Origin of the sequence: Acetobacterium fimetarium, assembly GCF_014284475.1 — a bacterium.
GTDB lineage: Bacteria > Bacillota > Clostridia > Eubacteriales > Eubacteriaceae > Acetobacterium > Acetobacterium fimetarium.
The window spans coordinates 1-24,065 of sequence record NZ_WJBC01000012.1 but is presented as its reverse complement, the minus strand read 5'-3'; the positions used below and the strand labels follow the sequence as shown (position 1 = coordinate 24,065).

Below are 24,065 nucleotides of genomic sequence, written 5' to 3'. Positions count from 1 at the left end.
AACATTTACAGTTTTTAGATTCAAATGATAAGTAGAGGTCATTTTAATGCATTCTTTTACCAAAACACAATTACAGGCAAATCAGAAATATTTAGAACTTCTGTCCCAGAGCTTTCCGAACATCACCACCGCCGTCGGCGAAGTAGTGAATCTCAAGGCCATCCTGAATTTACCAAAGGGCACCGAGCATTTTCTGACTGACATTCATGGTGAACATGAAGCCTTTAATCATGTGATGCAGAACGCTTCCGGCACCATCAAACGGAAGGTGCACCAGGAGCTTGGCAACACCATCGCCTTTGAGGAGCTGGAAGAGCTGTCTACACTAATTTATTATCCGGAAGAAAAAATAGATCTGATCAAACGGGAGAAAAACCAGGAGTCTCTGGATAACTGGTACAAGCTCACCATTTACCGTCTGGTTACTGTCTGTCGCGCCGCGGCTTCAAAATACACGCGTTCCAAGGTCAGAAAAGCCCTTCCCAGGGATTTCGCCTACATCATGGAGGAGCTACTGCAGGAAGACGAACACCGTTTCAACAAAAAGGAATACTACAATGAAATCATTGAATGCCTGGTGAAACTGGACCGGGCCCAGCATTTTATTGTGGAGATTTCCGGGGTGATCAAACGGCTGACCATTGATCACCTGCACATCATCGGCGACGTTTACGACCGTGGCCCCGGTCCGGATGTGGTCATGGATACGCTGATGCAGCATCATTCCCTGGACATTCAGTGGGGCAATCACGATATTCTCTGGATGGGCGCCGCTGCCGGCAACGCCGCCTGTATCGCCAACGCCGTGCGCATCGCGTTGCGCTATGCCAACATGGACGTCATCGAGGACGGTTACGGCATCAATCTTCTGCCCCTGGCCTCTTTTGCAAACCTGGTTTACGCCGAGGATCCCTGTCTTGCTTTCGTGCCCAAAATATCCGAGCCGCAGAATGTGACGGATCAGGAAATCACGCTGATGGGAAAAATGCACAAGGCGATTTCGATCATCCAGTTCAAACTGGAAGAAGCCCTGATCGACAATCATCCCGAATACCACATGGAAAAGCGCCAGCTGCTGCGCGCCATCGACTTTGAGAACGGTACGGTTTCTGTCGAAGGGGTGGTTTATCCTCTGAATGACGTATATTTTCCCACCCTTAACCCGAACAGTCCCTGTGAACTGACGGAAGAAGAAGCCCTGGTGGTGGATCGCCTGGTTTACGCTTTCCTGCACAGCGAAAAGCTTCAGAAGCACATCCGGTTTATGTACGCCAAAGGCAGCATGTACAAAGTCTTCAACGACAACCTGCTGTTTCACGCCTGCGTCCTGCTCAATGCCGACGGCAGTTTCAAGACCCTCCGCCTGGACAAGCGCGATTATACCGGAAAAGAGCTGATGGACAAATTCGACCAGATGGCCAGAGAGGCTTATTTCGGCAATACCGATCAGTGTACCCCGCACAACGAATCGGACATTCTCTGGTTTCTGTGGTGCCACGAGGACTCGCCGCTGTTCGGAAAAGACAAAATGGCAACTTTTGAGCGCTATTTCATCGACGACAAGGTGCCGCACAAAGAACGTTATGTCCCGTTCTATTCGCTGATTGACGACGATGATGTCCTGGCCAAAAATATCCTGGCTGAATTCGGCGTCGACCCGGAAGAGGGCCATCTGATCAACGGGCATATTCCTGTCAAGGCCATATCCGGCGAAAGCCCGATCCGCGCCAAAGGCAAACAGCTGGTCATCGACGGCGGATTTGCCAGAGCCTACCAGAAGACCACCGGAATTGCCGGCTACACCCTGATCTACAATTCCTACGGTCTGATTCTGATCAGCCATGATCCCTTTGAATCGGTGGAGAAAGCCATCGCCGAAGGGATCGATATCAATTCCACCCTCTCGGTGGTGGAAAAATCAGCCGATCGAAAGCGCGTCCGCGACACTGACAACGGCAAGGCGCTGTTGAGTCAGGTTGAAGATCTCGAAATGCTGATTTCCGCCTATCGCAAGGGGATTATCAAGGAAAAACTGATTTAAATATAAAATACTTGACGCACAAACAGTAATTGCTTTGCTGCCGGTTTGGTTAAAATAAGCAGAAAGGACGATTGCAGAAGAAATTCTGCAATCGTCCTTTTCCGTTCTAGCCGAGGTTCAGTTCCAGCTGGCAAAGCAACACGTTTTCCTGGTTAACGATGTCCACACGAAACAGTTTTTCGCTGAGCTTTTCACATAGGGCTTCGATGGTGTCGCCGTAAAAGCACTGCGCCTTGTAGACGATCTTGGCCTCGGTCAGATCCATGGTTTCCGCTACTTCCAGCGGCAGAACCTCGATGGCCCAGGCAAGATATTTAACATGGTTAACATGCTTGTTGAAGTCGATGTCCAAAAACCGCACATGGAAGGTTTTGGCGTAATCCACATTCTTTATCTTGGCGATCTTTTTGAAGACCGGTTCGCCCTTTTCGTGGCAGTCGTAAACGTCGAATTCCGGATACTCGCTGATGCGTTCCATCTTCTCGTTTTCACGACTGATCAGCATCCACTGGGTATCAGCGACTACCATCGCCTCGCCCTTTTTATCCTCGATGGTAAAGCGCCGGATGGCACAGAATTTGTCCATGCCCGTCGCCTGCGTCGTCGCGATGACTTCATCCTTGTAGCGGGGGTAAGTTTTAAAACGGATGACATATTTGACCAGAAACCAGGCGATGCTGTTTTCATTCAGGAAATCGCTGCCGATGCCCAGCGTATCCCCTTGGTTGGTCGACACTTCCTGAAAATAATTCATCGCCGTGGTCGGCAGCATTTTCCCTGCGTAATCTGACTCATAACAGGTGATTCTTCTTTTCTCTGATGTTACAACCGCCATTATCCCATCTCCTATTCAAAACTTCTGCGATATAGACTGATGCCGTCAAGGCTCCAGTTCGGCTCTGTGAATGTGCCCGGTTCAATGCGGTCGATGGCCTTTTCCATCGTGTACATCCGGGCATCGATCATGTCGATGTGATGCAGCAGCTCCGCCTCCGGAAACATCGGCCGTTTCGGGCTTCCAAACTCCGGCTGGTAGTGATGGGAGAGAATCATGTGTTTCAGCAGCATCAGGCATTCGGGATCGGTTCCCAGTTCGCTACCGACGATTTCAAGATCCACGATTTCCTGGGTGATATGTCCCAGCAGTTTTCCCTCCGGCGTGTAGTCCGACACAGAGCCGTTGGCGTCGGACACCATTTCATTGATCTTGCCGATATCGTGAAGGATGACTCCGGCATAGAGCAGATCCTTGTTGATGAAGGGATAGATGCCGGCCAGACTCTTGCCTATTCTCAGCATCGAATAGGTGTGATACAGCAGTCCGCCCTTGATGGCATGATGATGTTTCTTGGCGGCTGGAAAATACGACAGATGCCCGACCTGATCGTTGAAAATCCGGCTGGCGATGGTTTTGATGTCGCTGTTTGTAAAATCGTCGATGGTGTCGTTGATATAACCGATCATTTCGTCGATGTTGACGGGTACCGTTTCGATGTAGTCATCGATGGAGACCTCGTCATTTTCGTCCACCAGACGCATTTTTGACACAATCAGCTGCAGCCGGTTGTTGAATTCCTGAACTTTCCCCTTGATTTTGACCAGCTTTCCGTTGGTGTAGATGGCTTCATCTTCAGGTTTCACGTCCCATTTTTTGGCATCGATTTCGTCGAAGTTCACGTCGTTCATAACCATGTTGAAATAACGGCTCCCGTTGGTCGCCGTTTTTGTCATCTGGGACTTGATGAACAGATACCCCAGATAATCCTGTCCTTTTTGTACTGATTTGATTTCCAATTTTTTCTCCTCTTTTATTTACAGGCTTTCGGGAAAGCCATGCAGTAGGCTTCCAGGCCGTGTTTTAGAATTGTCATCCCTTTTAGCATATCCGCACCGTTTAGCACATAGGCGATGCGCACCTCGTCGGCACCGTCCGCGGGGTTCAGATAGAAATCGTTGGCTGGTGACAAGAGCACGGTTTCTCCCAAATAATCAAAATCGTTGATCATCCATTCGATGAAATGGCTCGCGTCTTTAATCGGTAGCTTTGCCATGAAATAAAAGGCACCCATGGGCTCCTTGCAGATGACCCCGGGAATATTCTGCAGGGCATCATAGACAATTTTTCGTCGCTTTGTATATTCCGCCAAAATGCCGTCAAAGAAGTGCTGGTCCAGATTCAGCAGCTCCACTGCGCCGAGCTGATCCAGGGTGGATACGGCCAGACGCATCTGGCAGAGTTTTTTCAGCTGTTCCATCAGAGCTTGGTTTTTCGACAGAATGAAGCCGATTCTGGCTCCGCAGGCGCTGTAGCGCTTGGATATGCTGTCGACCAGGATGAACTGATCAGCCAGCTCGTCGTACTGGGCCGGGCTCTGATAGCCTTCGTCACCGTAGATGAATTCCCGGTAGACCTCGTCGGAAATCAGGTACAGGTGGTGCTTGAGCGCCAGTTCCACCATGACTTCGATTTCCTTCTTTGTAAAGACTTTTCCCGTCGGGTTTCCGGGATTCGTCATCAGAATCGCCCGGGTTCTGGGCGTGATGGCGGCTTCGATCACGGATGGATCGGGCAAGGCAAAGCCGTCCTCCGCATAAGTCTTGAAGCCCACCAGCTTGACATCCGTGGCGGCTGCCATTTCCTTGTAGATGCTGTAGAGCGGCTCAGCTGTCAGAATCTCATCCCCGGCATTGCAGATTCCGATAAAGGTAAACAACAGCGCTTCGCTGCCGCCGTTGGTGACTAGACAGTCCCCGGTATCGTAGTTGAGTCCCAGGCGGCTATAGTAGCCGCAAGCGGCTTCCCGCAGCGCGGTGATTCCCTCCGGTGCCTGGTAAGACAGCACTTTCTGATCGATGCTGTTCACACGTTTTAAAAAGCCCTCCGGTGTTGTTATGTCAGGCTGGCCGATGTTCAGGAAATAGACTTTTTTTCCTTTTTTCTGTGCTTCGCTGACTAGCGGATAGTACTTGAGCAGGGCCGGCTCGCTCATTTTCTGGATGCGGTAAGAGGTTTCCATTTATTTCTCCTGTTTTTTGTATTTCATGTCATTGAGTCCCGTGAAGAATCCTGTTATTTGCCAAGTCTGACTCAAATTCTGGTTCTGTGGAAATTATAAACTTTATTGTAAAGAAATGCAAATAATCGGACTTTATTGATTGCCCCCCAGCAAACTGCCATGGTAAAATTAATGAAATACTCAGAAAGGCAGGATAAGATCATGCCAACCGATTTATTAACCATCCCGGCGTTGGCAAAAACATGAACAAGAACAAGCCAAATGGCCAAAAACTAATAAAAATCATCAAACCAAACATCCACCCTGATCTGGAAACGACAGCTGATCTCCCGACACTGATTCAACAAGCAAGGGAGGATGAAACGGAAATCGAAAACCAGCATTTTAAAGACCTGATGCTATCCGATGTGGATTTATCCCGGCTGTCTTTCCGGGAATCCCTGTTTGAAAACTGTGTGTTCAGCGACTGCTCTTTTGAAAAAATTGATCTGCGCGATGTGCGCTTTCAGTCCTGCAACTTGTCCAACAGCAATTTCGGTGAGGGTTATTTCAACCGCTGTGAATTCAAATCCAGCAAACTCATCGGCACCGATTTTTATCAGGCTCAGCTTCAGAACCTGTTCTTCGATGACAGTAGTTTGCAATATGCCAACTTCAGCAAAGCCAGGATCAAAGATGCTATTTTTTCAGACTGCGATTTGCGCAGTGCCACCATCTCCGAGTGTAAACTTTCCAAGATTGAACTCGATGGTGCAAATTTTCAAGAAGCCAATTTTTTCAAAACGCCCTTAAAAGGCCTGGATTTTACCAGCTGTGAAATCAGCGGTCTGATTGTCGCCATTGACGATCTGCGCGGCGCTGCTGTCACCGTCTATCAGGCTGCGGAGCTGGCCAAATTATTGGGCCTGATTGTAAAATAATTTAACTGGGAGGCTTAAGATGGAAACCATTCCCGCTAAAAACATGCTGACCCGGACCAAAAACAATTTCTGGTTCGGCACCGACTACAACATGAATATCTACCGGGGCTGCTCCCATGGCTGCATCTACTGCGACAGCCGCAGTGAATGCTACGGCATTGAGCGCTTCGATCAGGTGAAAGCCAAGGAAAACGCTCTGCTGATTCTTAACGACAATCTCCGGCGCAAAGCTTTAAAAGGCGTTGTTGGCACCGGCGCCATGAGCGATCCCTATAACCCGTGCGAAGAAAAATACCAGTTGACAAGACAGGCCCTGGAACTGATTCGCGCCCACGGTTTCGGGGTGGCCATTGCCACCAAAAGTCCGCTTGTTACCCGGGATAAAGATCTGCTTGCCGCCATTCAGAAACGTTCGCCGGTGATCGTCAAAATGACGATCACTACTGCCGATGATGCCCTTTCCCGGATCATCGAGCCCGGCGCGGCGCCGAGCAGCCAGCGCTTTGCTGCCATCCAAGAGCTTTCCCAAAGCGGCATTTACTGCGGCATTCTGCTGATGCCGGTTCTTCCTTTTATCAACGATACCGAGGAAAACATCAAAAGCATCGTCAGGCTTGCTGCCAAAAGCGGTGCCCGTTTTATCTACCCCGCTTTCGGCGTGACACTACGTGACCGGCAGGCCCTGTATTTTTATGAAAAACTGGATCAGCATTTTCCGGGCATCAAAGATAAGTATCTAAGAACGTTCGGCAATCAGTACAGCTGTGCCAGTCCCAAGGCAGGCTCCCTTTGGACTGCCTTCAAGCGCGACTGCGACCGTCATGGCATCCTCTACCGAATGCCGGATATCATCGCCAGCTACAAACTTGATCACGGCAGCCAGCAGCTGACTTTTTTGTGAGAAACACCGTCCATCAGCCGGAGCAATCTCGCTGATGCTATCGCTAAACCCGTACCGACCAATTGTTAATCAGTTGTTTGCTTGCAATTCGGACAGGCTATCGCCTGTTCGCCTTGATGCAAACAACACGATATAACAATTGTCGGTACTGCGTTAGGCCCTTATCTAAAGTCTGATCCGGAGCAATCCGGCTTTTTTTCATGGGGATAAATCTGCTGTATGTCATTTATTCCAAACTTTATGCAATATATAGTTGACATTATAACGGATATAGTATACTATTTGTAATACAGGGGAGGGATTCGATGAAAAATTTAAAAATGAAAATCGCGCGTGTTGAAAATGAGATTTCTCAGGAGCAGCTGGCCAAAATGGTCGGTGTGACCAGGCAGACTATCGGCATGATCGAAGCCGGAAAGTTCAATCCGTCCCTGCAGCTTTGCATCGCCATCTGCAGAGCACTGGGAAAAACACTGAACGATTTATTCTGGGAGGAAAATGAAAATGAAAAAATTTAAGAAAGTCGTGGATGAACGCCAGGAACTGGAGCTGTATAAAATCGAGCACGTCTGCTTCTGGATTCTCTTCTGGCTGCTGCTGGGCAGCATCATTGTACAATCGATGATTTTAAATGCCCCCTTTAGCCAGTGGGGTTTTGAGTGGAGTATCTTCATGGTCGGATGTATCGGCGTGATCGTGGGCTGCTATAAAAAGGGCCAGTGGGATTTTTACAGTAAGCCGACCACTAAAAACTACCTGATCTACAGCCTCATCGGCTCCGCAGCCTTTGCCATAATTTATGCCATTACCATGTACATGAACAACCCTTATTTTAAAGACAATCTGCTGGCGCTGGGCGCTCTGACCGCCTTTATCTTCGCCATGCTCTTTGCCCTGATCTTTGCCGCCCTGTTTATCACCGGCACCCTGGTCAAGAAGCGACAGAAAAAACTGGAAGACGAATTTACTGATGATGACAGTGAATAGAGAGTTTAAAAAGCTCTCTTTTTTTATGTCTGCTATTTGCTCAAGGCAAAATTTCTGCAATCGTTTTTTCACCATTGCGGCGTCAAATTAGTCGCACTTTTTTATTTCTGTGCTATACTACTATTTAATTTATTCCTTTTCAGGAAATATTTCCAGGGAATTCAAATAATGAGGTAAGCAAATGAAAAGAAATGCTAATGTAATGGCCGTTTTTTGTGATGATACCGATCAGATTACCCGTTTCGATACCACGACAAACCTTGTTTTTTATACAAAGGAGGGTCCAGCCTGGCGTCAATCCGGCAAAATTCCGGTGAAGTCGGAGCTCTCCGGCGGCATCGCCGCGATCCGGGAAAATGTCCCCCGGATCATTGCTGTTTTTGACGATTGCCGGATCATCATCACCCAATCCCTGACCGGCATTCCCTACCAGATTTTTGATAAAGCCGGCTTCATCATCTGCGAAGCTGCGGATTTTGACCTCGGTCTGCTGGATGCCATCCAGGCCGATCTAATCGATCTTGCCCAGGAAACTGAAACGGATACCAATCCGGTGTCCAAAGCCCCGGTGGCAACGGATGATGCCGGCCGCTATTTTCTGGATCTGAACCAAGTGCAGCGATCCCATCCTGAACTGAGTACCAAGATGATTCTGTTGCCTTTTTTGAAGGGCACCCCCTTTTACGCCCTGGAAGTGGTATGCAGCCACATTCCGCCGTGGTTTGAAAATAAACTCCCCGAAATGGGACTCGCTTACACCGAGCCGACCGAAGATGCTGCCGGCCAGCATGTGGTCATCACTCATGTCGTATGCGAAGAATAGGAGACTGAAATGAACAGCATCAAAACGAAAAAATACGGCCCGCTGACCGGCGTGACCTTTTCGGAAACTTATAAAAACGGTATTCTCAAAGGCTGCGCCTTTAATCAGGCGAACCACATCAAAACACCGCTTGGCACTCTGATACCAAATCACGGAGAATCCACGCTGAGAAACCGGGAGGGGCTTTCGCTTGAATTCTTCAGAAGCGGCCAGATAAAAAGCATTGATCTGGCGGCAGCAACCGGGGTAGCCACTTCCCTGGGCCTGCTTTCCGCCGAGCGCATCAGCTTTTATGAAAGCGGCAGCATCCACCGGCTGTTTCCTTTAAACGGGCGGATCAACGGGTACTGGACCGAAAATGATGAATACACCCTGGCCGAACCCATTGCTTTTGATCTGCTGGTGGGTGATTTCACGGCAAAGATCGTCAGCCTGTGTTTCTATGAAAGCGGCGCCCTGAAGAGTTTAACTCTGTGGCCACAGGAAATCATCGAAATAAAAAGTCCCGATGGTCTGATCAAGGTGCGTTACGGGTTTTCTCTTTACGAAAACGGCAACCTTAAAAGCTTCGAGCCCGCACTGCCGGAACCCGTCGATACCCCTGTCGGCATCATCCTGGCCTATGACTGCAATGCCCACGGCATCAACTGCGACCAGAACTCGGTGACCTATGGCCAGGACGGCACGATCAGTTCCCTGCTGACTTCCAACAGCGGCCTGATGGTCACCACCTCCGGCAGCACCCAGCTTGTTCAGCCCGTGATGAAACCCGGAAAAATCGATCCGGAGGTGATGATCCCCGAACCGATGACCGTTCTTTTTCACAAAAATGCGCTGGAGATTGTCCAAGATACGGTCATCGCAGTTGATCTGTTAACAAGTCAGGTCCGTTCCGTACTGGTTCATGATCCCCTGAAAAAGGCCTGCGGCAACTGCTCCGAATGCTCCCATTGCGGCTGAGCCATAATCTTTAAGAATTTATTAAGGATTCTCTACCCGCTTTTCCGGATGGATATACGGGCATTTTGTGAAACTGATTTCATCCTGATAAACAGATAGAAAATGATCATGCCGGATCGATACAAACAAGCATGCGTATTTCGGTCCGTTTTCCGACTCAGGCAAACATGAAAAGGGTTTACATGCAAAGCTGCTTGACTTTCCCGGTCCGCACGTGGATAATAAGGGCATAGAAAACAATCAAATCCAAATTTTAGTGAGACAACAGGGTCTTAATCAACTGCAATTGCGCGGCCGGTTAAGACCTCTTTCGTTTAACTATTCATCCCCCTTTAGACAAAGAGGTCTTAATCAGCTACCGTTTGCGTGGCTGGTTAAGACCTTTTTTCTTACCCATCCTGGACAATGAGGTCTTGATCTGCCGCCGTTTTGGCGATTGGTCAAGACCTTATTTTAATCAGGCCGTTACGAATCTCGCAAATAGCGAACAATTATTGCTTTACGATCAGTTTCCACAACCAGTTTTGTAACGTGTAGGCGAACAGTCGCTAGACTGTCCGCCGTACAGTGTAAAAATTGGTTCGTGCGAAACTGACCGCAAAGCCAACGGGACTTTCGCAATTGCCGGTTAAACTAAATACCTTAGACGAGGAAGTCTTGATCCCGCCATTTATCTGCGGATTGAGACTTCCTTTGTTTTATCCAAACACCCCCCTTAGACAAAGAGGTCTCGATCCCCATCATCTGGCGGATCGGGACCTCTGCTTTTATGACGGATTTGGATAGTCATTGAATTCTAAAAAAATGTTTGGAGGAAAAATCATGAGACAAATCGCAATTTATGGAAAAGGTGGTATCGGCAAATCGACCACTACACAGAACTTGACCGCCGGACTCGGCTTAATGGACAAAAAAATCATGGTTGTCGGCTGTGATCCCAAGGCCGATTCAACCCGACTGCTGTTAGGCGGTCTGGCCCAGAAAACGGTTCTGGATACCCTGCGTGAAGAGGGTGAAGAAATTGAACTGGATGCCATCCTGAAGGCTGGTTTCAGAGGCATCAAATGTGTCGAATCCGGGGGACCCGAACCAGGCGTCGGCTGTGCCGGCCGGGGGATCATCACCTCAATCAGCATGCTGGAGCAACTGGGTGCCTACACCGATGATCTCGATTATGTCTTCTATGATGTCCTGGGTGACGTCGTCTGCGGCGGTTTCGCAATGCCGATCCGTGAAGGAAAAGCGCAGGAAATCTACATCGTCGCTTCCGGCGAAATGATGGCCCTGTATGCTGCCAACAATATCTCTAAAGGTGTTCAGAAATATGCCAACAGCGGCGGTGTCCGTCTGGGCGGCATCATCTGCAACAGCCGTAATGTCGATGGTGAAAAAGAGCTGGTTGAAGCCTTCGCCAAGGAGCTGGGCTCTCAAATGATCTATTTTGTCCCCCGCGACAACATGGTCCAGCGTGCTGAAATCAACAAAAAAACGGTGCTTGAATTCGACGATACCGCTGTCCAGGCCGATGAATACCGCAGCCTGGCCGCCGCCATCGACGGCAATGACATGTTTGTTGTTCCGAAACCGATGGCTCAGGATCGACTGGAAGAGATCCTGATGGATCACGGCCTGATGGATATCTAGTAATACACAAAAAAAAGAAAGGAAGTGCTCATATGTTAATGGTACGCGCAATTATCAGACCAGAAAAAACAGGGGTTGTTTTATCCGAAATGCTGGAGGGCGGTTTTCCGGCGGTTACAAAACTGGACGTCTACGGACGTGGCAAACAGAAGGGCATCAAGGTCGGCGATGTCTATTATGATGAAATTCCCAAAGTCATGCTGATTACAATCGTCAATGATGAAGACAAAGATGATCTGATAAAAATCATTACCAAAAATGCGAAAACCGGCAAAGAAGGTGCTTTTGGAGATGGCCGAATTTTTATTTCTCCCGTGGAAGAGGCATATACAATCAGTACTGGAAAAGTCGGCCTGTAAGGAGGTGCACCATGAAAGAAGTCATGGCGATTATTCGCCAAAACAAGGTTAATAAAACCAAAGAGGCACTGGTTGCGGAAGGATTTCCGGCTTTTACCTGTCTGAAGGTTCTCGGCCGTGGAAAGAAATCAATCGATCTGTCCCTGATTCAGAATATCGTGGACACCGGTGAGTTTCCCATTTCGGAGGCAAGTGAAGCATTGACTGAAACATCACGCCTGATTCCGAAACGATTCTTCACCCTGATTGTTGAAGATGACGATGTGGACAAGGTCGTGGAAATCATCATCAACACCAACACCACCGGCAATGCCGGCGACGGCAAGGTTTTTATCCTTCCCATTGAAGAATCCATTCGTGTCCGAAGTGGCGAACAGCACGCTGATGCATTTTAATTTTTAGAAAGAGGTGAATTGAATGGATCCAAGAGACATTGTTCTGGACAAGTACAGTTCAAAAGTATACAAAAACAGAAAAGAACACGTGATTACCATCAATGAAGGAGAGCCCAATGTCATCCAGGCTGATACCCGGACCGTACCCGGCATCATGACCAACCGCGGCTGCTGTTACGCCGGCTGCAAAGGGGTCGTCATCGGTCCACTAAAAGATGTGGCCACCATCACCCACGGTCCGATCGGCTGTGGTTTCTACAGCTGGGGGACCCGACGTAACAAAGCCAAAGGTGATGAGAACACGAAAGCATTTGGCGAATACTGCCTGTCAACCGACATGCAGGAAACCGACATCGTCTTCGGTGGCGAAAAGAAGCTCAAACAGGCCATCAAGGAAGCGGTTGAAATCTTCCATCCCGAATGCATCGCGATCGCATCAACCTGTCCGGTGGGACTTATCGGCGATGACATTCACGCCATTGCTGCCGAAGCCGAAGAGCTGTACGGCATCAAGGTGCTGGCTTTCAGCTGCGAAGGTTACAAGGGCGTCAGCCAGTCCGGCGGACATCACATTGCCAACAACGGTCTGATGAAAAACGTCATCGGTACCGGTGATGCCGAACCCATCAAATATTCGGTCAACCTGCTCGGTGAATACAACATCGGCGGCGACGGCTGGGAAACGGAGCGGATCCTGAAGCGCATCGGTTATCATGTGGTTTCCGTCATGACTGGTGATGGCAGCTACGATGCCATCAAGAATTCGCATACCGCTGATTTGAACCTGGTTCAATGTCATCGTTCCATCAACTACATTGCGGAAATGATGAAAACCAAGTACGGTGTTGACTGGATGAAAATCAATTTCATCGGTCCTGAAGCGACAAAAAAATCGTTGCGCGATATGGCCCGGTATTTCAATGATCCGGAACTATCGAGACGGACCGAAGCGGTCATCGCCGAGGAAGAAGCCGCCATTGCTGAAGGCATGGCCAGCTGCAAAGCCGTACTCGCCGGAAAGACAGCGGCCATTTATGTCGGCGGCTCGCGCAGCCATCACTACATCAATTTACTCAAAAGTCTGGGGGTGGAAGTGGTTCTGGCCGGTTATGAATTTGGCCACCGGGATGACTATGAAGGCCGTGAAGTGCTGGATACCATCAAGAAGGATGCGGACTCCAAGAATATTGAAAGCATCACCGTGACCAAAGATCCCGATCATTACAAGGAGCGGCTGTCCGAACAGGAACTGATGGCACTAAGAGCAGCCGGCGTTCCGATGGAAGAATATTCAGGAATGTGGGAGGATATCATGGACGGCGCCATCATCACTGATGACTACAATCATTTTGAAACCGAGGAGTTCCTCAAATATCTGAAACCGGACATCTTTTTCTCCGGCATCAAGGATAAATTTGTGATTCAGCGATCCGGTGTCGCTTCCAGACAGCTCCACTCCTACGATTATGCCGGGCCTTACGCCGGATTCAAAGGGGCATTGAATTTTGCCAATGACGTGGCCATGGCCATCACCGTTCCCGTCTGGGATATGGTACAGGCCCCATGGAAAAAAGAACCCTTGCTGGAAGGCAGTTTAGGAGGTATGGAATCATGCTAAATTTAACACCAAAAGAAGTATCAAAACGATCGGCCCTGCGGATCAATCCATTGAGAACGTGTCAGCCGGTTGGGGCGATGTATGCCGCCCTGGGCGTTCATGGTTGTTTACCCCACAGCCATGGCTCCCAGGGATGCTGTTCCTATCACCGGACCTTCCTGACCCGACATTTTAAAGATCCTGCAATTGCATCATCCAGTTCATTCACGGAAGGCGCTTCCGTCTTCGGCGGCGGTGCCAACTTGAAAACGGCAGTGCGCAATATTTTCGATATTTACGATCCCGAAATTATTGCGGTGCATACTACCTGCCTGAGCGAAACCATCGGCGACGATTTAACCGGCTATATCCAGGATGCCAAAATCACGGAAGGAAAATATGTCGTGCATACCAATACCCCAAGCTATGTCGGCTCACACATTACCGGTTATGCTAATATGATTTCCGGATTTATCAAGTACCTTTCTGAATCCACCGGCGATAAAAACGGGAAACTTGCGGTTTTCCCCGGCTTTGTCAATCCCGGAGACATGCGTGAGATGAAACGCATCATGACCCTGATGGGCATCCCGTTCACGATGCTGCCGGACAGCAGCGGCGTGATGGATTCGCCGATGACCGGTACCTATGAGATGTTCCCCAGGGGCGGAACGACCGTGGCGGAAATTATCGATCTGGGCAACTGCCAGTCGGCATTGGCGCTGGGCGAGATGACGTCGGAAGCACCGGCCGAAACACTGGAAAAGAAATGCAAGGTTCCTTATCAGACCCTGCCGCTGCCCATCGGAGTGGAAAGCACCGATGCGTTTATCATGGCTTTAAACCATTTCTGCAAGGAAGAAGTGCCCTACGCGCTGGAAGAGGAACGCGGCCAGCTGCTGGATATCATGCTGGATTCAAGCCAGTACAGCCATGAAAAAACCGCCGCCATCTTCGGCGATCCGGATACAGTTCTGGGGATCACCCAGTTTGTTCTGGAAATGGGGATGATTCCCAAGTACGTCGTAACCGGAACCCCGGGTTCCACCTTTGACAAACGCGTCACGGAGCTGTTTGAAAAATACCAGGTTGAGGGCTGCGTCGTCAAATCAGCTTCCGACCTCTTCGAACTCCATCAATGGATTAAAAATGATCCGGTCGATGTGATGATCGGCGGAACCTACGGCAAAGCCGTTGCCCGGGCTGAGGATATCCCGCTGGTTCGCGCCGGATTCCCGATCATCGACCGTTATGTTCATTCATACCTGCCCATCGTCGGTTACAAGGGCGCCATGCGCCTGATCGAGCTGATTCTGACCGCCATCATGGACCGTCAGGACCGCGACTGCGCCGATGAAGATTTTGAAATTGTCATGTAGTTTTTAGGGGAGGGGTTCCTCCCCCTTATTTGAAAGGAGGTCAAAAATGAAATGTGGAAATGAAATTTTACCGGAACGAATCGAGTCCATCCGCTATTCCCAGTGCAGCGGCGACGGCAGCGGTATCAAGTGTGAATCCGAGAGTGTCTCCGGTGCGGTCAGCCAGCGTGCCTGCGTTTACTGCGGTGCCCGAGTGGTCCTGAATCCCATCACCGATGCCTTCCATATTGTGCACGGTCCCATCGGCTGTGCCAGTTACACCTGGGATATCCGTGGCAGCCTGTCCAGCGGCGATGAAGGCTACCGCAACAGCTATTCCACCGATCTCCGCGAAACAGACGTCATCTTCGGCGGCGAAAAGAAACTGACCGCTGCCATCGACGAGGTAATGGCCAGGCATTCACCCCGTGTCATCTTTATCTATGCCACCTGCATCGTCGGGGTCATCGGCGACGATATCGATGCCATCTGTCGAAATGCCGAAGAAAAATATCAAATCCGGGTGATCCCCGTTAAATCTCCGGGTTTCTCCGGAACCAAAAAGACCGGCTATAAAATGGCCTGCAACGCGATCATGAATCTGATCACCCCTTCTATCCTGCCCGAAAAAACAGCTGACGTCAATATTCTCGGTGACTTCAATCTGGCCGGAGAAATGTGGATTATCAAGAATTACCTGCGAAAAATTGGCATCAGTGTGGCGGCCAACATCACCGGCGATGCCAGAGTCGATGATCTGAAGAACGCGCCCGCTGCGAAGCTCAATCTGGTGCAGTGCGCTGGCTCTATGACCTATCTGGCTAAGCAAATGGAAGAGACCTTTGCGATTCCCTTTATTAAAATCAGCTTTTTCGGTGTCACGGACACCTCCGATTCGCTGCTGCGTATCGCCTACGCGACCGGCGATAAAAACGTCATCGAGAGAGCCAAAGCCTTTATTGAAGAAGAAAAAAACAGAGTGATCCCTCTTTTAGATAAATACCGAAAAAATCTGGTTGGAAAAAAGGCCGCCATCTATGTCGGCGGTGGGTTCAAAGCCATCTCACTGATTCGGCAGTTCAATGAATTCGGCATGAAAACCGTGATGGTGGGCACGCAGACGGGCAGCAAGGAAGATTACGAACTGATCCAGCATCTCGTCGATGAGGACGCCGTCATCCTCGATGACGCTAATCCCGCCGAACTGGAAGCCTTCATGACCGAAATGGGCGCCGACATTCTGGTCGGCGGCGTCAAGGAACGGCCGCTTGCCTACAAACTGGGGATCGCTTTCTGCGACCATAACCACGAGCGGAAGCATCCGCTCTCCGGTTATGAAGGCACCCTGAATTTTGCTTCTGAAATCAATCTTTCGATGAACAGTCCCGTCTGGGAAATAATATCCCAAGGAGGTATGAAATATGTCTAAAAATTTAGTCAACTTAAATGTCAATCCATGCAAAATGTGCATGCCCATGGGAACCGCCAATGCTTTCTATGGTATTCAGAAATGCATGAGTATCCTCCACGGGTCCCAGGGCTGCAGCACCTATATCCGGCGCCACATGGCCACTCACTACAACGAACCGGTGGATATCGCTTCCTCCTCACTGACCGAGGAAGGCACCGTCTACGGCGGGGAAAGGAATCTCATCATCGGACTCGAAAACCTGATCAAACTCTACGATCCCGAAGTCATTGGCGTTTCCACCACCTGTTTGGCGGAAACCATCGGTGAGGATGTTGAAATGATCATCCATCATTTTTATGAATCCCATCCCGACAGCAACGTTAAGATCATCCCGGTTAAATCAGCCGGTTACGGCGGCACCCAGTTTGAGGGCTTTATCCGGGCACTCCGCGCCATCGTTTCCCATGTGGACATGGCAACCGAAAAGAACAACAAAATCAATATCATCACCTCGATGATTTCACCGGCGGATACCCGCTACCTCAAGGACCTGCTCGATGCGTTCGGCCTTGACTACATCCTGTTGCCGGACCTTTCCGAGAATCTTGACGGCGAGCATCAGAAGAACTACAGCCGGCTGCCGGCACATGGCACACCAATCTCTGAAATCCAGCAGATGGCCGGCGCCCGAGCCACGATCGAGCTTTCCGACACGATCAAACCGGAAGAATCACCGGGGGTCTATCTTTTTGAAAACTATGATGTTCCCTATCTGCGTCTGAATCTGCCGATTGGTCTTCGGGATACCGATGCCCTGATCGATATGCTGTCAGAAATTTCCAAAATGCCCATTCCCGAATCCATCGCCAAACAGCGGGGACGCTACCTGGACGGCATGATCGATTCCCACAAGTACAATGCAGCCGGCCGGATCGCCGTGTTCGGTGAGCCCGACTTTGTCGTCTCTGCGGTGCGCCTCTGCTGTGAAAACGGGGTGATGCCGGTAATTGCGGCCACCGGCTCCAACTGTCCCGAGCTGAAGGCGAAAATCGAAAAGGAAATCGCCAAACTGGCAGCGATTCTTTTCGTCGATGATTATGTCGTGCTCAACGATGTCGATTTTGAGACCATCGAGGCGGAAGCACTACGGCTGGGAGCGAATATCATGCTTGGCAATTCTGACGGCCGCCGGATTGAGGAGAAGCACCAGATCCCACTGATCAGATGCGCTTTTCCGATTCACGACCGGGTCGGCGGTCAGCGGGTTCGAACCCTGGGCTATGAAGGCTCGCAAATGCTTCTGGATCAGATCACCAACACACTGCTCAAAACCGTCGAAGGCGGATTCCGGGAAGAGCTATACAACACCTATTACAATGAAGGACCCAAATACAAATACGGTCTGGAAGAGGATCCCCACAAAAAAATAAGGATTCTGGGAAATGAAACGCCGGCACAAACAAAATCGGTCATGTCGACCCTGTCGATTGAGGAAAAGACGGCCAATCACCCCTGCTTCAGCTGCGGGGCTTCGCACAAGAATGCCCGAATGCACCTCCCCATCGCACCGAAATGCAATATCCAATGCAACTACTGCGTGCGGAAATTCGACTGTGCCAATGAAAGCCGGCCGGGCGTGACAACTGAGATTCTTTCTCCGGAAGCCGCTTTTGAAAAATATAAACTGGTCCGGGAAAAAGTTCCCAATCTCACCGTCGTGGGGATTGCCGGCCCCGGAGACGCGCTGGCGAACTTCGAGGAAACAAAAAAAGCCCTGACTCTGATCCACGATGATGACCCGAACGTGACCTTCTGTGTCTCCACCAACGGCCTGATGCTTCCCTACCATGTAAAAGATCTGGTCCGGCTCAATGTCTCCCATGTCACCGTGACGGTCAACGCCGTCGATCCCGAAATCGGCGCCCGCATCTACAAACATGTGGATTTCATGGGTCACCGCTACCACGGGATTGCCGCCGCATCCCTGCTGCTGGCCAATCAGCTTTCCGGGATTAAAATGCTCATCGATGAAGGCATCATCGTGAAAATCAACACCGTTACCCTGATGGGTGTCAACGATGCTCACATTGAGGAGGTGGTGAAAGCCATGAAAGAAATGGGCTGCTTCATCTCCAATATTATGCCGCTGATTCCCGTCAAGGGCAGTGCCTTCGAAACGCTCACTATCGCCACGAATCAGGAAATCAACGCCATCCGCAAACAATGCGGACTGCATCTGAACCAGATGTATCACTGCAAGCAATGTCGGGCCGATGCCATCGGCAAACTCGACAGCGATGTTTCCCTCGATTTCAGATCCTCAAAAGAACCGACGGTGGAACCAACCGTGGCCAGTCCGAAGGGCCTGCGTTTTGCGGTAGCCTCCAAGGGCGGCATGCTGGTGGATCAGCATTTCGGACATGCGACGGAATTCTACATCTATGACTTTAAGAATAACGAAGCCCAGTTCTTGGAAAAACGTCAGCTGAATCAGTATTGTCTGGGCGTGGAGGAATGCGAAGAAAAGGAGGACAAATTCACCCGGATTCTAAACCATCTGAAGGATTGCGACGGCGTCATCGCCATGCGCATCGGCGATGCCCCTGCCAGACGGCTGGAAAAAAAGGGCATCCAGGTCTTTTCAACCTATGACCGCATCGAGGAGGCGGTGAAAACAGCCGCCCGGAAAATGATAAAATCGCAGAATTTAAAAAATGTATCAGGAGGAATTTGACATGGTTAAACCTAAACACCATCTTTTCATCTGCACCAGCTGCCGGATCAACGGCAGCCAGCAGGGCTACTGTTTTCAGCAGGATTCGGTCAAGGTGCTGCAGACGTTTCTTGAAGAAATAGACGAACGGGAATTGTCCGGCGATGTGATGCTCAACAATACCGGCTGCTTCGGCATCTGCGAAAAGGGGCCGATTGTGGTGGTCTATCCGGAAGGTGTCTGGTACGGCAATGTGACCGTGGACGATGTTGAGCGGATCATGGACGAGCACATTGAAGGCGGCAAGATCGTTGAGGACCTGCTGATTTAACCGGCTGTCGAGTAAAACTCAAGGGGCTTTTACGAAAGCCCCTTCTTAAAAATCCATTCAGAAAGCGGGGGATAAAAATGGTTACCATCATTGACCGAACCCTGACAGCACTCCATACTAACCAGATTCAAGTGCAAGATCTCAGCCATTTTTGTGATCTGCTTTTTATTTGCGGGGTCACGAAGATCGAACTGCCGGCTACTCTTGCCGCCCGACTGAGCCTTTCCGGGTTGAGCGGGAATACCGGCGCTGCCGGAACCTGTTTTCTCATTCAGAAACAAAATGGCCGCCAGCAGCTTTTTCCCAATGATCTGGTTGAACAGAATTTTTCCGGCAATGCGTTGCCTGACATCGCCCGCCGAAAGATCAGACTCACGGGAATGGCGGATTTAATCAGCCGCGACTACCGTACCTTCTTTGAAGCGCTTTTACACAGCGGTGCCACCACCCTCGATTTATGCCCGAGCAACAGCATGCACTGTGCCACGGCCATCGCCCTTGAGTGGATTTTTGCCGGCGGCAGCAGTGTGAGCTGCGCTTTTTCCTGCGGTCACGATTTTCCGCGCCTGGAAGAAGTGCTGATGGGCCTCAAACTGAGAGACTCCGCTTCCATTGTCGGCGATTTGTCCGTATTCAATCAGCTTCGTAATCTTTATGAAAAGATGACCCGCCTTCCCGTTTCTCCGATGAAGGCCGTCATCGGAACCGATATTTTCAAGGTGGAATCCGGCATCCATGTCGACGGCGTTCTGAAAAACTCTGCCACTTATGAACCGTTTTCCCCCCAGACTGTTGGTAGCCAGCGGGAAATCGTCCTGGGCAAACATTCCAGCGAGCAAAGTGTTCTTTATAAATTGCGGGAACAGAATCTCTCCGAAACCGGCGCAAAATCGATACTAAAACAAATAAAAGAGGGCTGTTCCCAACTGGGACGCAACATTTCCGATCTGGAACTGTACGCCCTTGCCAGCGAGGTGAAAAATGACCATCAAACAGAAATATATTGTTGATACAACACTGCGTGACGGTGAACAGAGTCCCGGCATCGCCTTTACTTTAAAAGAAAAAGTCGCCATCGCCAGGGCGCTGGATCAGCTGGGCGTTAGCCGGATTGAAGCCGGCACCCCGGCGATGGGAAAAGAGGAATGCCAGGCCTTCGAAAAAATCAGACTGGCCTGCCGCTACGCCCGGATCATCGCCTGGAACCGCATGAACTTGGATGATATCAAAAGCTCCATCAGTTGCGGCGCGGACATCATTCATGTCTGCGTCCCCGCTTCCGATCTGCTGATCCGGGAAAAGCTCAGAAAAAACAGAGCCGAAGTACTGGAGCAGCTGACGGCATGTGCAGATTTCGTTCATTCAGCCAACAAGGAGCTGACCATCGGTCTGGAGGATGCCTCCCGGGCGGATCGCGATTTTATCGTCCGCCTCACCCAGCGCGCCATAAAACTTGGCGCATCCACCCTGCGGATTTCGGACACGGTCGGAATCATGTCTCCCAGCGCCATCAAGGCCTGCATCAACCAGATTCCCGCCGGCATCGATCTGGAGATTCACGCCCACAACGATTTGGGCATGGCGGTTGCCAACTCCATTCAGGGTCTCCGTTCCGGCGCAAAATACGCCGACGCCACCCTTTTCGGTATCGGCGAACGCGCGGGCAACTGCAATCTTGAGCATCTGCTCATCGCTACGAAAGGCCAGCTGGATTTCGGCATCCGGCTGGATGATCTCCGCTTGCTGCAGGAAATCCTGTCGCCGGTTATTTTTAAAAACCGGCATACCGTTCATTCATTCCCCTCTTCCCTGTTGGCCCGATAGCCGCAGGATTTCTCGCACGCGACGCGTATTCTTTTTTGCGCGTATCCATTCAATCCACAAATGAATTTCCCCCTATTAAAAAATACCCTGCATATTGCAGGGCAGAGACTGTAGACAAAGCACTAACGCAGTACCGACAATTGTTACATCATGTTGTATGCATCAGAGCGGACATCTCGAAGAGTGTCCGATTCTGCAGCATACAACCGATTAACAATTGGTCGGTACGGGTTTTATCGACAACCTGTACCCTGCATATTGCAGGGCAATTCGGTTTTCAAACTTCGCCAAAACCGCCGCCAATCAGTGCCGCCAGTGTTTCGACGGCATTGAGTTCATCCTCACCTTCAGCCACGATTTCAATCTCGGTTCCCTTTGACAGATGCATCGCCATGATGTTAATCATCGACTTCCCGTTCCCCTCCTGGGGATCGTCCCCCAGTTTTTTTACTTTAATTTCGGACCTGAACTTACATGCCGCTTTGTTGAAATCCAGCGCCGGTTTTGCATGCAGTCCGCTCGGGTTAATCACGGTTACTTTTTTTATACGCATCGCTCACACCATTAAAATGAAATTCTCATTCCTTTCCTTTTTTTAAGGCCGGTATGGACCAATCCCTTTTTGGCCTCCGCTTTTATATTTTCCTGCCTAGCACCTGAATCCTGTTTCGGCAGTCATCCTTATATTTACTTCGTTCCCATTTATAATCAGAATAAACACCGCAATAAATGATAAAAGCTCAATGTATCTGCGCTGGCAGATACATTGAGCTTTATCGCGCGAAACTAAGAATAAGATTTTTTAAGGATTACAGAGCACCTTCACCTCTTTCTCCCGTTCTGATGCGGATACATTCTTCCACCGATTTAATAAATATTTTACCATCGCCGATTTCTCCGGTTCGGACGGTATCGATGATGAGTCTAACTGTGTCTTCCACCTTTTCATCCGTTACAACAATCTTGATCTCGATTTTGGGAATCATATTCATCATGACGGATGACCCTCTGTTATGGGCGATCCAGCCGTGCTGATTGCCACACCCCAAAACCTGACGAACACTCATTCCTTTAACTTGAGCCTGCAGGAAGGCATCCTTCAAAGGTTCCAGTTTTTCCGGACGTATAATCGCTTCAATTAATTTCATATCATTTTCCTTTCTTGATTAAACTGCTCTGTCAAAATTCCAGTGTCTTAATCCCATAAATTTATTGGTCAATGCCGGAGAATGCCGGATAAGCAGATTCGCTGTGTTCACTGATATCTAGTCCCAGTGATTCTTCTTCCGGAGAAACGCGAATGGTCATGACCTTCTTGAGTACCAGCATGATGATGGCTGTCATCACGGCTGAATAGATCACTGAAATACATACTGCCATAATTTGTGCTACAAACAGTTTTGTGTCGCCGAAAAACAAACCATTCCATTGCGCAACCGGGTTGATCGAAGATTGGGCAAAGAGTCCGGTGGCAATACCGCCCCAAATTCCACCAATACCATGACAACCAAAAGCATCTAAAGCATCGTCATATCCGAATTTTTGTTTAACTTTTGTAATAAAGAAGAAACAGATCGGGCTGACCAGTGCGCCGATGACCAGCGCGGCCCCGAATGGCACATAGCCTGAACCTGGTGTGATGGCAACCAAACCGATAATGGCACCGGTCATGGCACCCATGACAGTGACTTTCTTGTAAAGCACTGTTTCAATCAGCATCCAGCTTAACATCGCGGCTGCGGAAGCAATCATCGTGTTTCCCACTGCCTGAACGGCCAGACCATTTGCTCCCAGAGCCGATCCGCCATTGAAGGCAAACCAACCGACCCATAAAATCGCGCCGCCGATGAAAAACATCGGAATATTATGCGGATGGTAGTCTTTGATACCGAACCCTTTTCTGGATCCAAGAATGATACAGGCGACCAGGCCGGAGATACCAGAGCTGATATGAATAACATTACCTCCAGCAAAATCGACTGCTCCCAATCCGGCGATGAAACCGCCCAGGCCCCAAACCATATGAGCCAGCGGGTAGTAGACAAGCAATAACCAAATGGCAACAAAAATGAAAAGTGCTGAAAATTTCATTCTTCCGGATAAAGATCCGACGAGAATCGCTGGTGTGATAATACAGAACATCAGTTGGAAAATTGCAAACAGTGCACCCGGTATTGTGGTTACGTAGGCACCGGGATCGGTAGCACTGACGCCGTTGAAAAACGCATTGCTCAGATTTCCAATGATTCCTAGTCCTCCCACATCCTCACCGAATGAGAGTGAATAACCGAAAGCAAACCACATCACGGTCGCCAGGCCACAACAGAAGACGACCGACATTAATGTATTGATCACATTTTTTCTGCGGACCATTCCCGCATAGAATAACCCGAGGCCAGGGGTCATAAAGAATACAAGCATTGAACTTATGATAACAAATGCAACATCACCAGAATTAATCATGATAATTACCTCTTTTCCTAAATATTTTGATCAGATTTTCTGATCTCAGGTTGTTGACAAACCCCGTCCCGACAATGGTTAATCAGTTGTATGCTTGCAATTCGTACAGGCTACCGCCTGTTCGCCTTGATGCATACAACACGATGTAACAATTGTCGGTACTGCGTTAGTGATTTATCTACAATCTTTGATCAGCTTTTCTGATCATTTTTTATATAAAATAAGATGTTTGCCAGAACAAAAACCTTATCTCAGATAATCAGTTGAATTATTTATTCCTCTTTTTCTTTTTGTTCCTTTCAAATGCAGCAAAGCGACAAC

Annotated in this window: 23 protein-coding genes; 17 read left to right on the top strand and 6 right to left on the bottom strand. The window is 49.6% G+C overall.

Going from position 1 to position 24,065, the window contains the following annotated elements; all coding sequences use genetic code 11:
• Window positions 1-46 precede the first annotated feature (46 nt).
• A complete protein-coding gene (locus GH808_RS09270) occupies window positions 47-2,041 on the top strand; it encodes a fructose-1,6-bisphosphatase (protein WP_186842506.1) in 1,995 nt (664 codons plus the stop codon).
• Window positions 2,042-2,147: 106 nt separating this feature from the next.
• Here the strand turns inward: GH808_RS09270 and GH808_RS09265 are convergent, their stop codons facing one another.
• Genes GH808_RS09265 through GH808_RS09255 form a run of 3 tightly spaced genes read right to left on the bottom strand, consistent with a single transcriptional unit; the run spans window position 2,148 to window position 5,058 of the window.
• On the bottom strand, window positions 2,148-2,876 hold the full coding sequence (locus GH808_RS09265; RefSeq protein WP_186842505.1) for an acyl-[acyl-carrier-protein] thioesterase: 729 nt from the start codon (window positions 2,874-2,876) through the stop codon (window positions 2,148-2,150).
• Window positions 2,877-2,887: 11 nt separating this feature from the next.
• Window positions 2,888-3,835, bottom strand: a complete 948-nt coding sequence (locus GH808_RS09260; protein WP_186842504.1) for a 3'-5' exoribonuclease YhaM family protein — start codon at window positions 3,833-3,835, stop codon at window positions 2,888-2,890.
• A gap of 14 nt (window positions 3,836-3,849) precedes the next feature.
• Window positions 3,850-5,058, bottom strand: coding sequence for a pyridoxal phosphate-dependent aminotransferase (locus GH808_RS09255; protein WP_186842503.1), 1,209 nt, complete (start codon window positions 5,056-5,058; stop codon window positions 3,850-3,852).
• Between the two features lie 242 nt (window positions 5,059-5,300).
• Between GH808_RS09255 and GH808_RS09250 the strand changes: the two genes are divergently transcribed.
• From GH808_RS09250 to GH808_RS09175, 16 genes are all read left to right on the top strand, one after another.
• Complete coding sequence (locus tag GH808_RS09250) at window positions 5,301-5,978, top strand: pentapeptide repeat-containing protein (protein ID WP_186842502.1); 678 nt, start codon at window positions 5,301-5,303, stop codon at window positions 5,976-5,978.
• A gap of 19 nt (window positions 5,979-5,997) precedes the next feature.
• Window positions 5,998-6,879 carry an SPL family radical SAM protein gene (locus GH808_RS09245; RefSeq protein WP_186842501.1) on the top strand — a complete coding sequence of 294 codons (882 nt, stop codon included), beginning with the start codon at window positions 5,998-6,000 and terminating at the stop codon, window positions 6,877-6,879.
• A gap of 305 nt (window positions 6,880-7,184) precedes the next feature.
• A complete protein-coding gene (locus tag GH808_RS09240) occupies window positions 7,185-7,397 on the top strand; it encodes a helix-turn-helix transcriptional regulator (protein ID WP_186842500.1) in 213 nt (70 codons plus the stop codon).
• The gene (locus tag GH808_RS09235; RefSeq protein WP_186842499.1) at window positions 7,384-7,866 is read left to right on the top strand and encodes a DUF6773 family protein; all 483 of its coding nucleotides are present in this window, start codon (window positions 7,384-7,386) and stop codon (window positions 7,864-7,866) included. Before GH808_RS09240 ends, GH808_RS09235 begins: the two co-directional genes overlap by 14 nt.
• 181 nt (window positions 7,867-8,047) lie before the next feature.
• Window positions 8,048-8,689, top strand: coding sequence for a Fe-only nitrogenase accessory AnfO family protein (locus GH808_RS09230; protein WP_186842498.1), 642 nt, complete (start codon window positions 8,048-8,050; stop codon window positions 8,687-8,689).
• 9 nt (window positions 8,690-8,698) lie between these two features.
• Window positions 8,699-9,649 (top strand): hypothetical protein, encoded by a 951-nt coding sequence (locus GH808_RS09225; protein ID WP_186842497.1) that lies wholly within the window; start codon window positions 8,699-8,701, stop codon window positions 9,647-9,649.
• A gap of 822 nt (window positions 9,650-10,471) precedes the next feature.
• The gene (nifH, locus tag GH808_RS09220; RefSeq protein ID WP_186842496.1) at window positions 10,472-11,293 is read left to right on the top strand and encodes a nitrogenase iron protein; all 822 of its coding nucleotides are present in this window, start codon (window positions 10,472-10,474) and stop codon (window positions 11,291-11,293) included.
• A 32-nt stretch (window positions 11,294-11,325) separates the two neighbouring features.
• On the top strand, window positions 11,326-11,652 hold the full coding sequence (locus GH808_RS09215; protein WP_186842495.1) for a P-II family nitrogen regulator: 327 nt from the start codon (window positions 11,326-11,328) through the stop codon (window positions 11,650-11,652).
• Between the two features lie 11 nt (window positions 11,653-11,663).
• Window positions 11,664-12,047 carry a P-II family nitrogen regulator gene (locus tag GH808_RS09210; protein ID WP_186842494.1) on the top strand — a complete coding sequence of 128 codons (384 nt, stop codon included), beginning with the start codon at window positions 11,664-11,666 and terminating at the stop codon, window positions 12,045-12,047.
• 22 nt (window positions 12,048-12,069) lie between these two features.
• The gene (nifD, locus tag GH808_RS09205) at window positions 12,070-13,665 is read left to right on the top strand and encodes a nitrogenase molybdenum-iron protein alpha chain (protein ID WP_186842493.1); all 1,596 of its coding nucleotides are present in this window, start codon (window positions 12,070-12,072) and stop codon (window positions 13,663-13,665) included.
• Window positions 13,659-15,023: a nitrogenase molybdenum-iron protein subunit beta gene (gene nifK / locus GH808_RS09200; RefSeq protein ID WP_186842492.1), complete on the top strand. Its 1,365-nt coding sequence runs from the start codon at window positions 13,659-13,661 to the stop codon at window positions 15,021-15,023. Before nifD ends, nifK begins: the two co-directional genes overlap by 7 nt.
• Before the next feature lie 46 nt (window positions 15,024-15,069).
• Window positions 15,070-16,431, top strand: coding sequence for a nitrogenase iron-molybdenum cofactor biosynthesis protein NifE (nifE, locus tag GH808_RS09195; RefSeq protein ID WP_186842491.1), 1,362 nt, complete (start codon window positions 15,070-15,072; stop codon window positions 16,429-16,431).
• On the top strand, window positions 16,424-19,147 hold the full coding sequence (nifB, locus tag GH808_RS09190; RefSeq protein WP_186842490.1) for a nitrogenase cofactor biosynthesis protein NifB: 2,724 nt from the start codon (window positions 16,424-16,426) through the stop codon (window positions 19,145-19,147). Before nifE ends, nifB begins: the two co-directional genes overlap by 8 nt.
• Before the next feature lies 1 nt (window position 19,148).
• Entirely contained in the window at window positions 19,149-19,457 is a 309-nt protein-coding gene (locus GH808_RS09185; RefSeq protein ID WP_186842489.1) for a 2Fe-2S ferredoxin, read from the top strand.
• Between the two features lie 77 nt (window positions 19,458-19,534).
• Complete coding sequence (locus GH808_RS09180; RefSeq protein ID WP_186842488.1) at window positions 19,535-20,467, top strand: homocitrate synthase/isopropylmalate synthase family protein; 933 nt, start codon at window positions 19,535-19,537, stop codon at window positions 20,465-20,467.
• The gene (locus GH808_RS09175; RefSeq protein WP_186842487.1) at window positions 20,439-21,281 is read left to right on the top strand and encodes a beta/alpha barrel domain-containing protein; all 843 of its coding nucleotides are present in this window, start codon (window positions 20,439-20,441) and stop codon (window positions 21,279-21,281) included. Before GH808_RS09180 ends, GH808_RS09175 begins: the two co-directional genes overlap by 29 nt.
• Before the next feature lie 277 nt (window positions 21,282-21,558).
• Here GH808_RS09175 and GH808_RS09170 read toward each other — a convergent pair whose 3' ends face one another.
• The 3 genes from GH808_RS09170 to GH808_RS09160 form a co-directional block, all read right to left on the bottom strand.
• A complete protein-coding gene (locus GH808_RS09170) occupies window positions 21,559-21,834 on the bottom strand; it encodes an HPr family phosphocarrier protein (protein WP_186842486.1) in 276 nt (91 codons plus the stop codon).
• A gap of 256 nt (window positions 21,835-22,090) precedes the next feature.
• Window positions 22,091-22,429 carry a P-II family nitrogen regulator gene (locus GH808_RS09165; protein ID WP_186842485.1) on the bottom strand — a complete coding sequence of 113 codons (339 nt, stop codon included), beginning with the start codon at window positions 22,427-22,429 and terminating at the stop codon, window positions 22,091-22,093.
• Between the two features lie 61 nt (window positions 22,430-22,490).
• The gene (locus GH808_RS09160) at window positions 22,491-23,747 is read right to left on the bottom strand and encodes an ammonium transporter (RefSeq protein WP_186842571.1); all 1,257 of its coding nucleotides are present in this window, start codon (window positions 23,745-23,747) and stop codon (window positions 22,491-22,493) included.
• Window positions 23,748-24,065 lie beyond the last annotated feature (318 nt).

Bases quoted from the DNA above. Each gene is read 5' to 3' on its own strand.
- GH808_RS09270 (WP_186842506.1), top strand. From the start codon at position 47: ATGCATTCTTTTACCAAAACACAATTACAGGCAAATCAGAAATATTTA.
- GH808_RS09265 (WP_186842505.1), bottom strand. From the start codon at position 2,876: ATGGCGGTTGTAACATCAGAGAAAAGAAGAATCACCTGTTATGAGTCA.
- GH808_RS09255 (WP_186842503.1), bottom strand. From the start codon at position 5,058: ATGGAAACCTCTTACCGCATCCAGAAAATGAGCGAGCCGGCCCTGCTC.
- GH808_RS09250 (WP_186842502.1), top strand. From the start codon at position 5,301: ATGAACAAGAACAAGCCAAATGGCCAAAAACTAATAAAAATCATCAAA.
- GH808_RS09245 (WP_186842501.1), top strand. From the start codon at position 5,998: ATGGAAACCATTCCCGCTAAAAACATGCTGACCCGGACCAAAAACAAT.
- GH808_RS09240 (WP_186842500.1), top strand. From the start codon at position 7,185: ATGAAAAATTTAAAAATGAAAATCGCGCGTGTTGAAAATGAGATTTCT.
- GH808_RS09235 (WP_186842499.1), top strand. From the start codon at position 7,384: ATGAAAAAATTTAAGAAAGTCGTGGATGAACGCCAGGAACTGGAGCTG.
- GH808_RS09230 (WP_186842498.1), top strand. From the start codon at position 8,048: ATGAAAAGAAATGCTAATGTAATGGCCGTTTTTTGTGATGATACCGAT.
- GH808_RS09225 (WP_186842497.1), top strand. From the start codon at position 8,699: ATGAACAGCATCAAAACGAAAAAATACGGCCCGCTGACCGGCGTGACC.
- nifH (WP_186842496.1), top strand. From the start codon at position 10,472: ATGAGACAAATCGCAATTTATGGAAAAGGTGGTATCGGCAAATCGACC.
- GH808_RS09215 (WP_186842495.1), top strand. From the start codon at position 11,326: ATGTTAATGGTACGCGCAATTATCAGACCAGAAAAAACAGGGGTTGTT.
- GH808_RS09210 (WP_186842494.1), top strand. From the start codon at position 11,664: ATGAAAGAAGTCATGGCGATTATTCGCCAAAACAAGGTTAATAAAACC.
- nifD (WP_186842493.1), top strand. From the start codon at position 12,070: ATGGATCCAAGAGACATTGTTCTGGACAAGTACAGTTCAAAAGTATAC.
- nifK (WP_186842492.1), top strand. From the start codon at position 13,659: ATGCTAAATTTAACACCAAAAGAAGTATCAAAACGATCGGCCCTGCGG.
- nifE (WP_186842491.1), top strand. From the start codon at position 15,070: ATGAAATGTGGAAATGAAATTTTACCGGAACGAATCGAGTCCATCCGC.
- nifB (WP_186842490.1), top strand. From the start codon at position 16,424: ATGTCTAAAAATTTAGTCAACTTAAATGTCAATCCATGCAAAATGTGC.
- GH808_RS09185 (WP_186842489.1), top strand. From the start codon at position 19,149: ATGGTTAAACCTAAACACCATCTTTTCATCTGCACCAGCTGCCGGATC.
- GH808_RS09180 (WP_186842488.1), top strand. From the start codon at position 19,535: ATGGTTACCATCATTGACCGAACCCTGACAGCACTCCATACTAACCAG.
- GH808_RS09175 (WP_186842487.1), top strand. From the start codon at position 20,439: ATGACCATCAAACAGAAATATATTGTTGATACAACACTGCGTGACGGT.
- GH808_RS09170 (WP_186842486.1), bottom strand. From the start codon at position 21,834: ATGCGTATAAAAAAAGTAACCGTGATTAACCCGAGCGGACTGCATGCA.
- GH808_RS09165 (WP_186842485.1), bottom strand. From the start codon at position 22,429: ATGAAATTAATTGAAGCGATTATACGTCCGGAAAAACTGGAACCTTTG.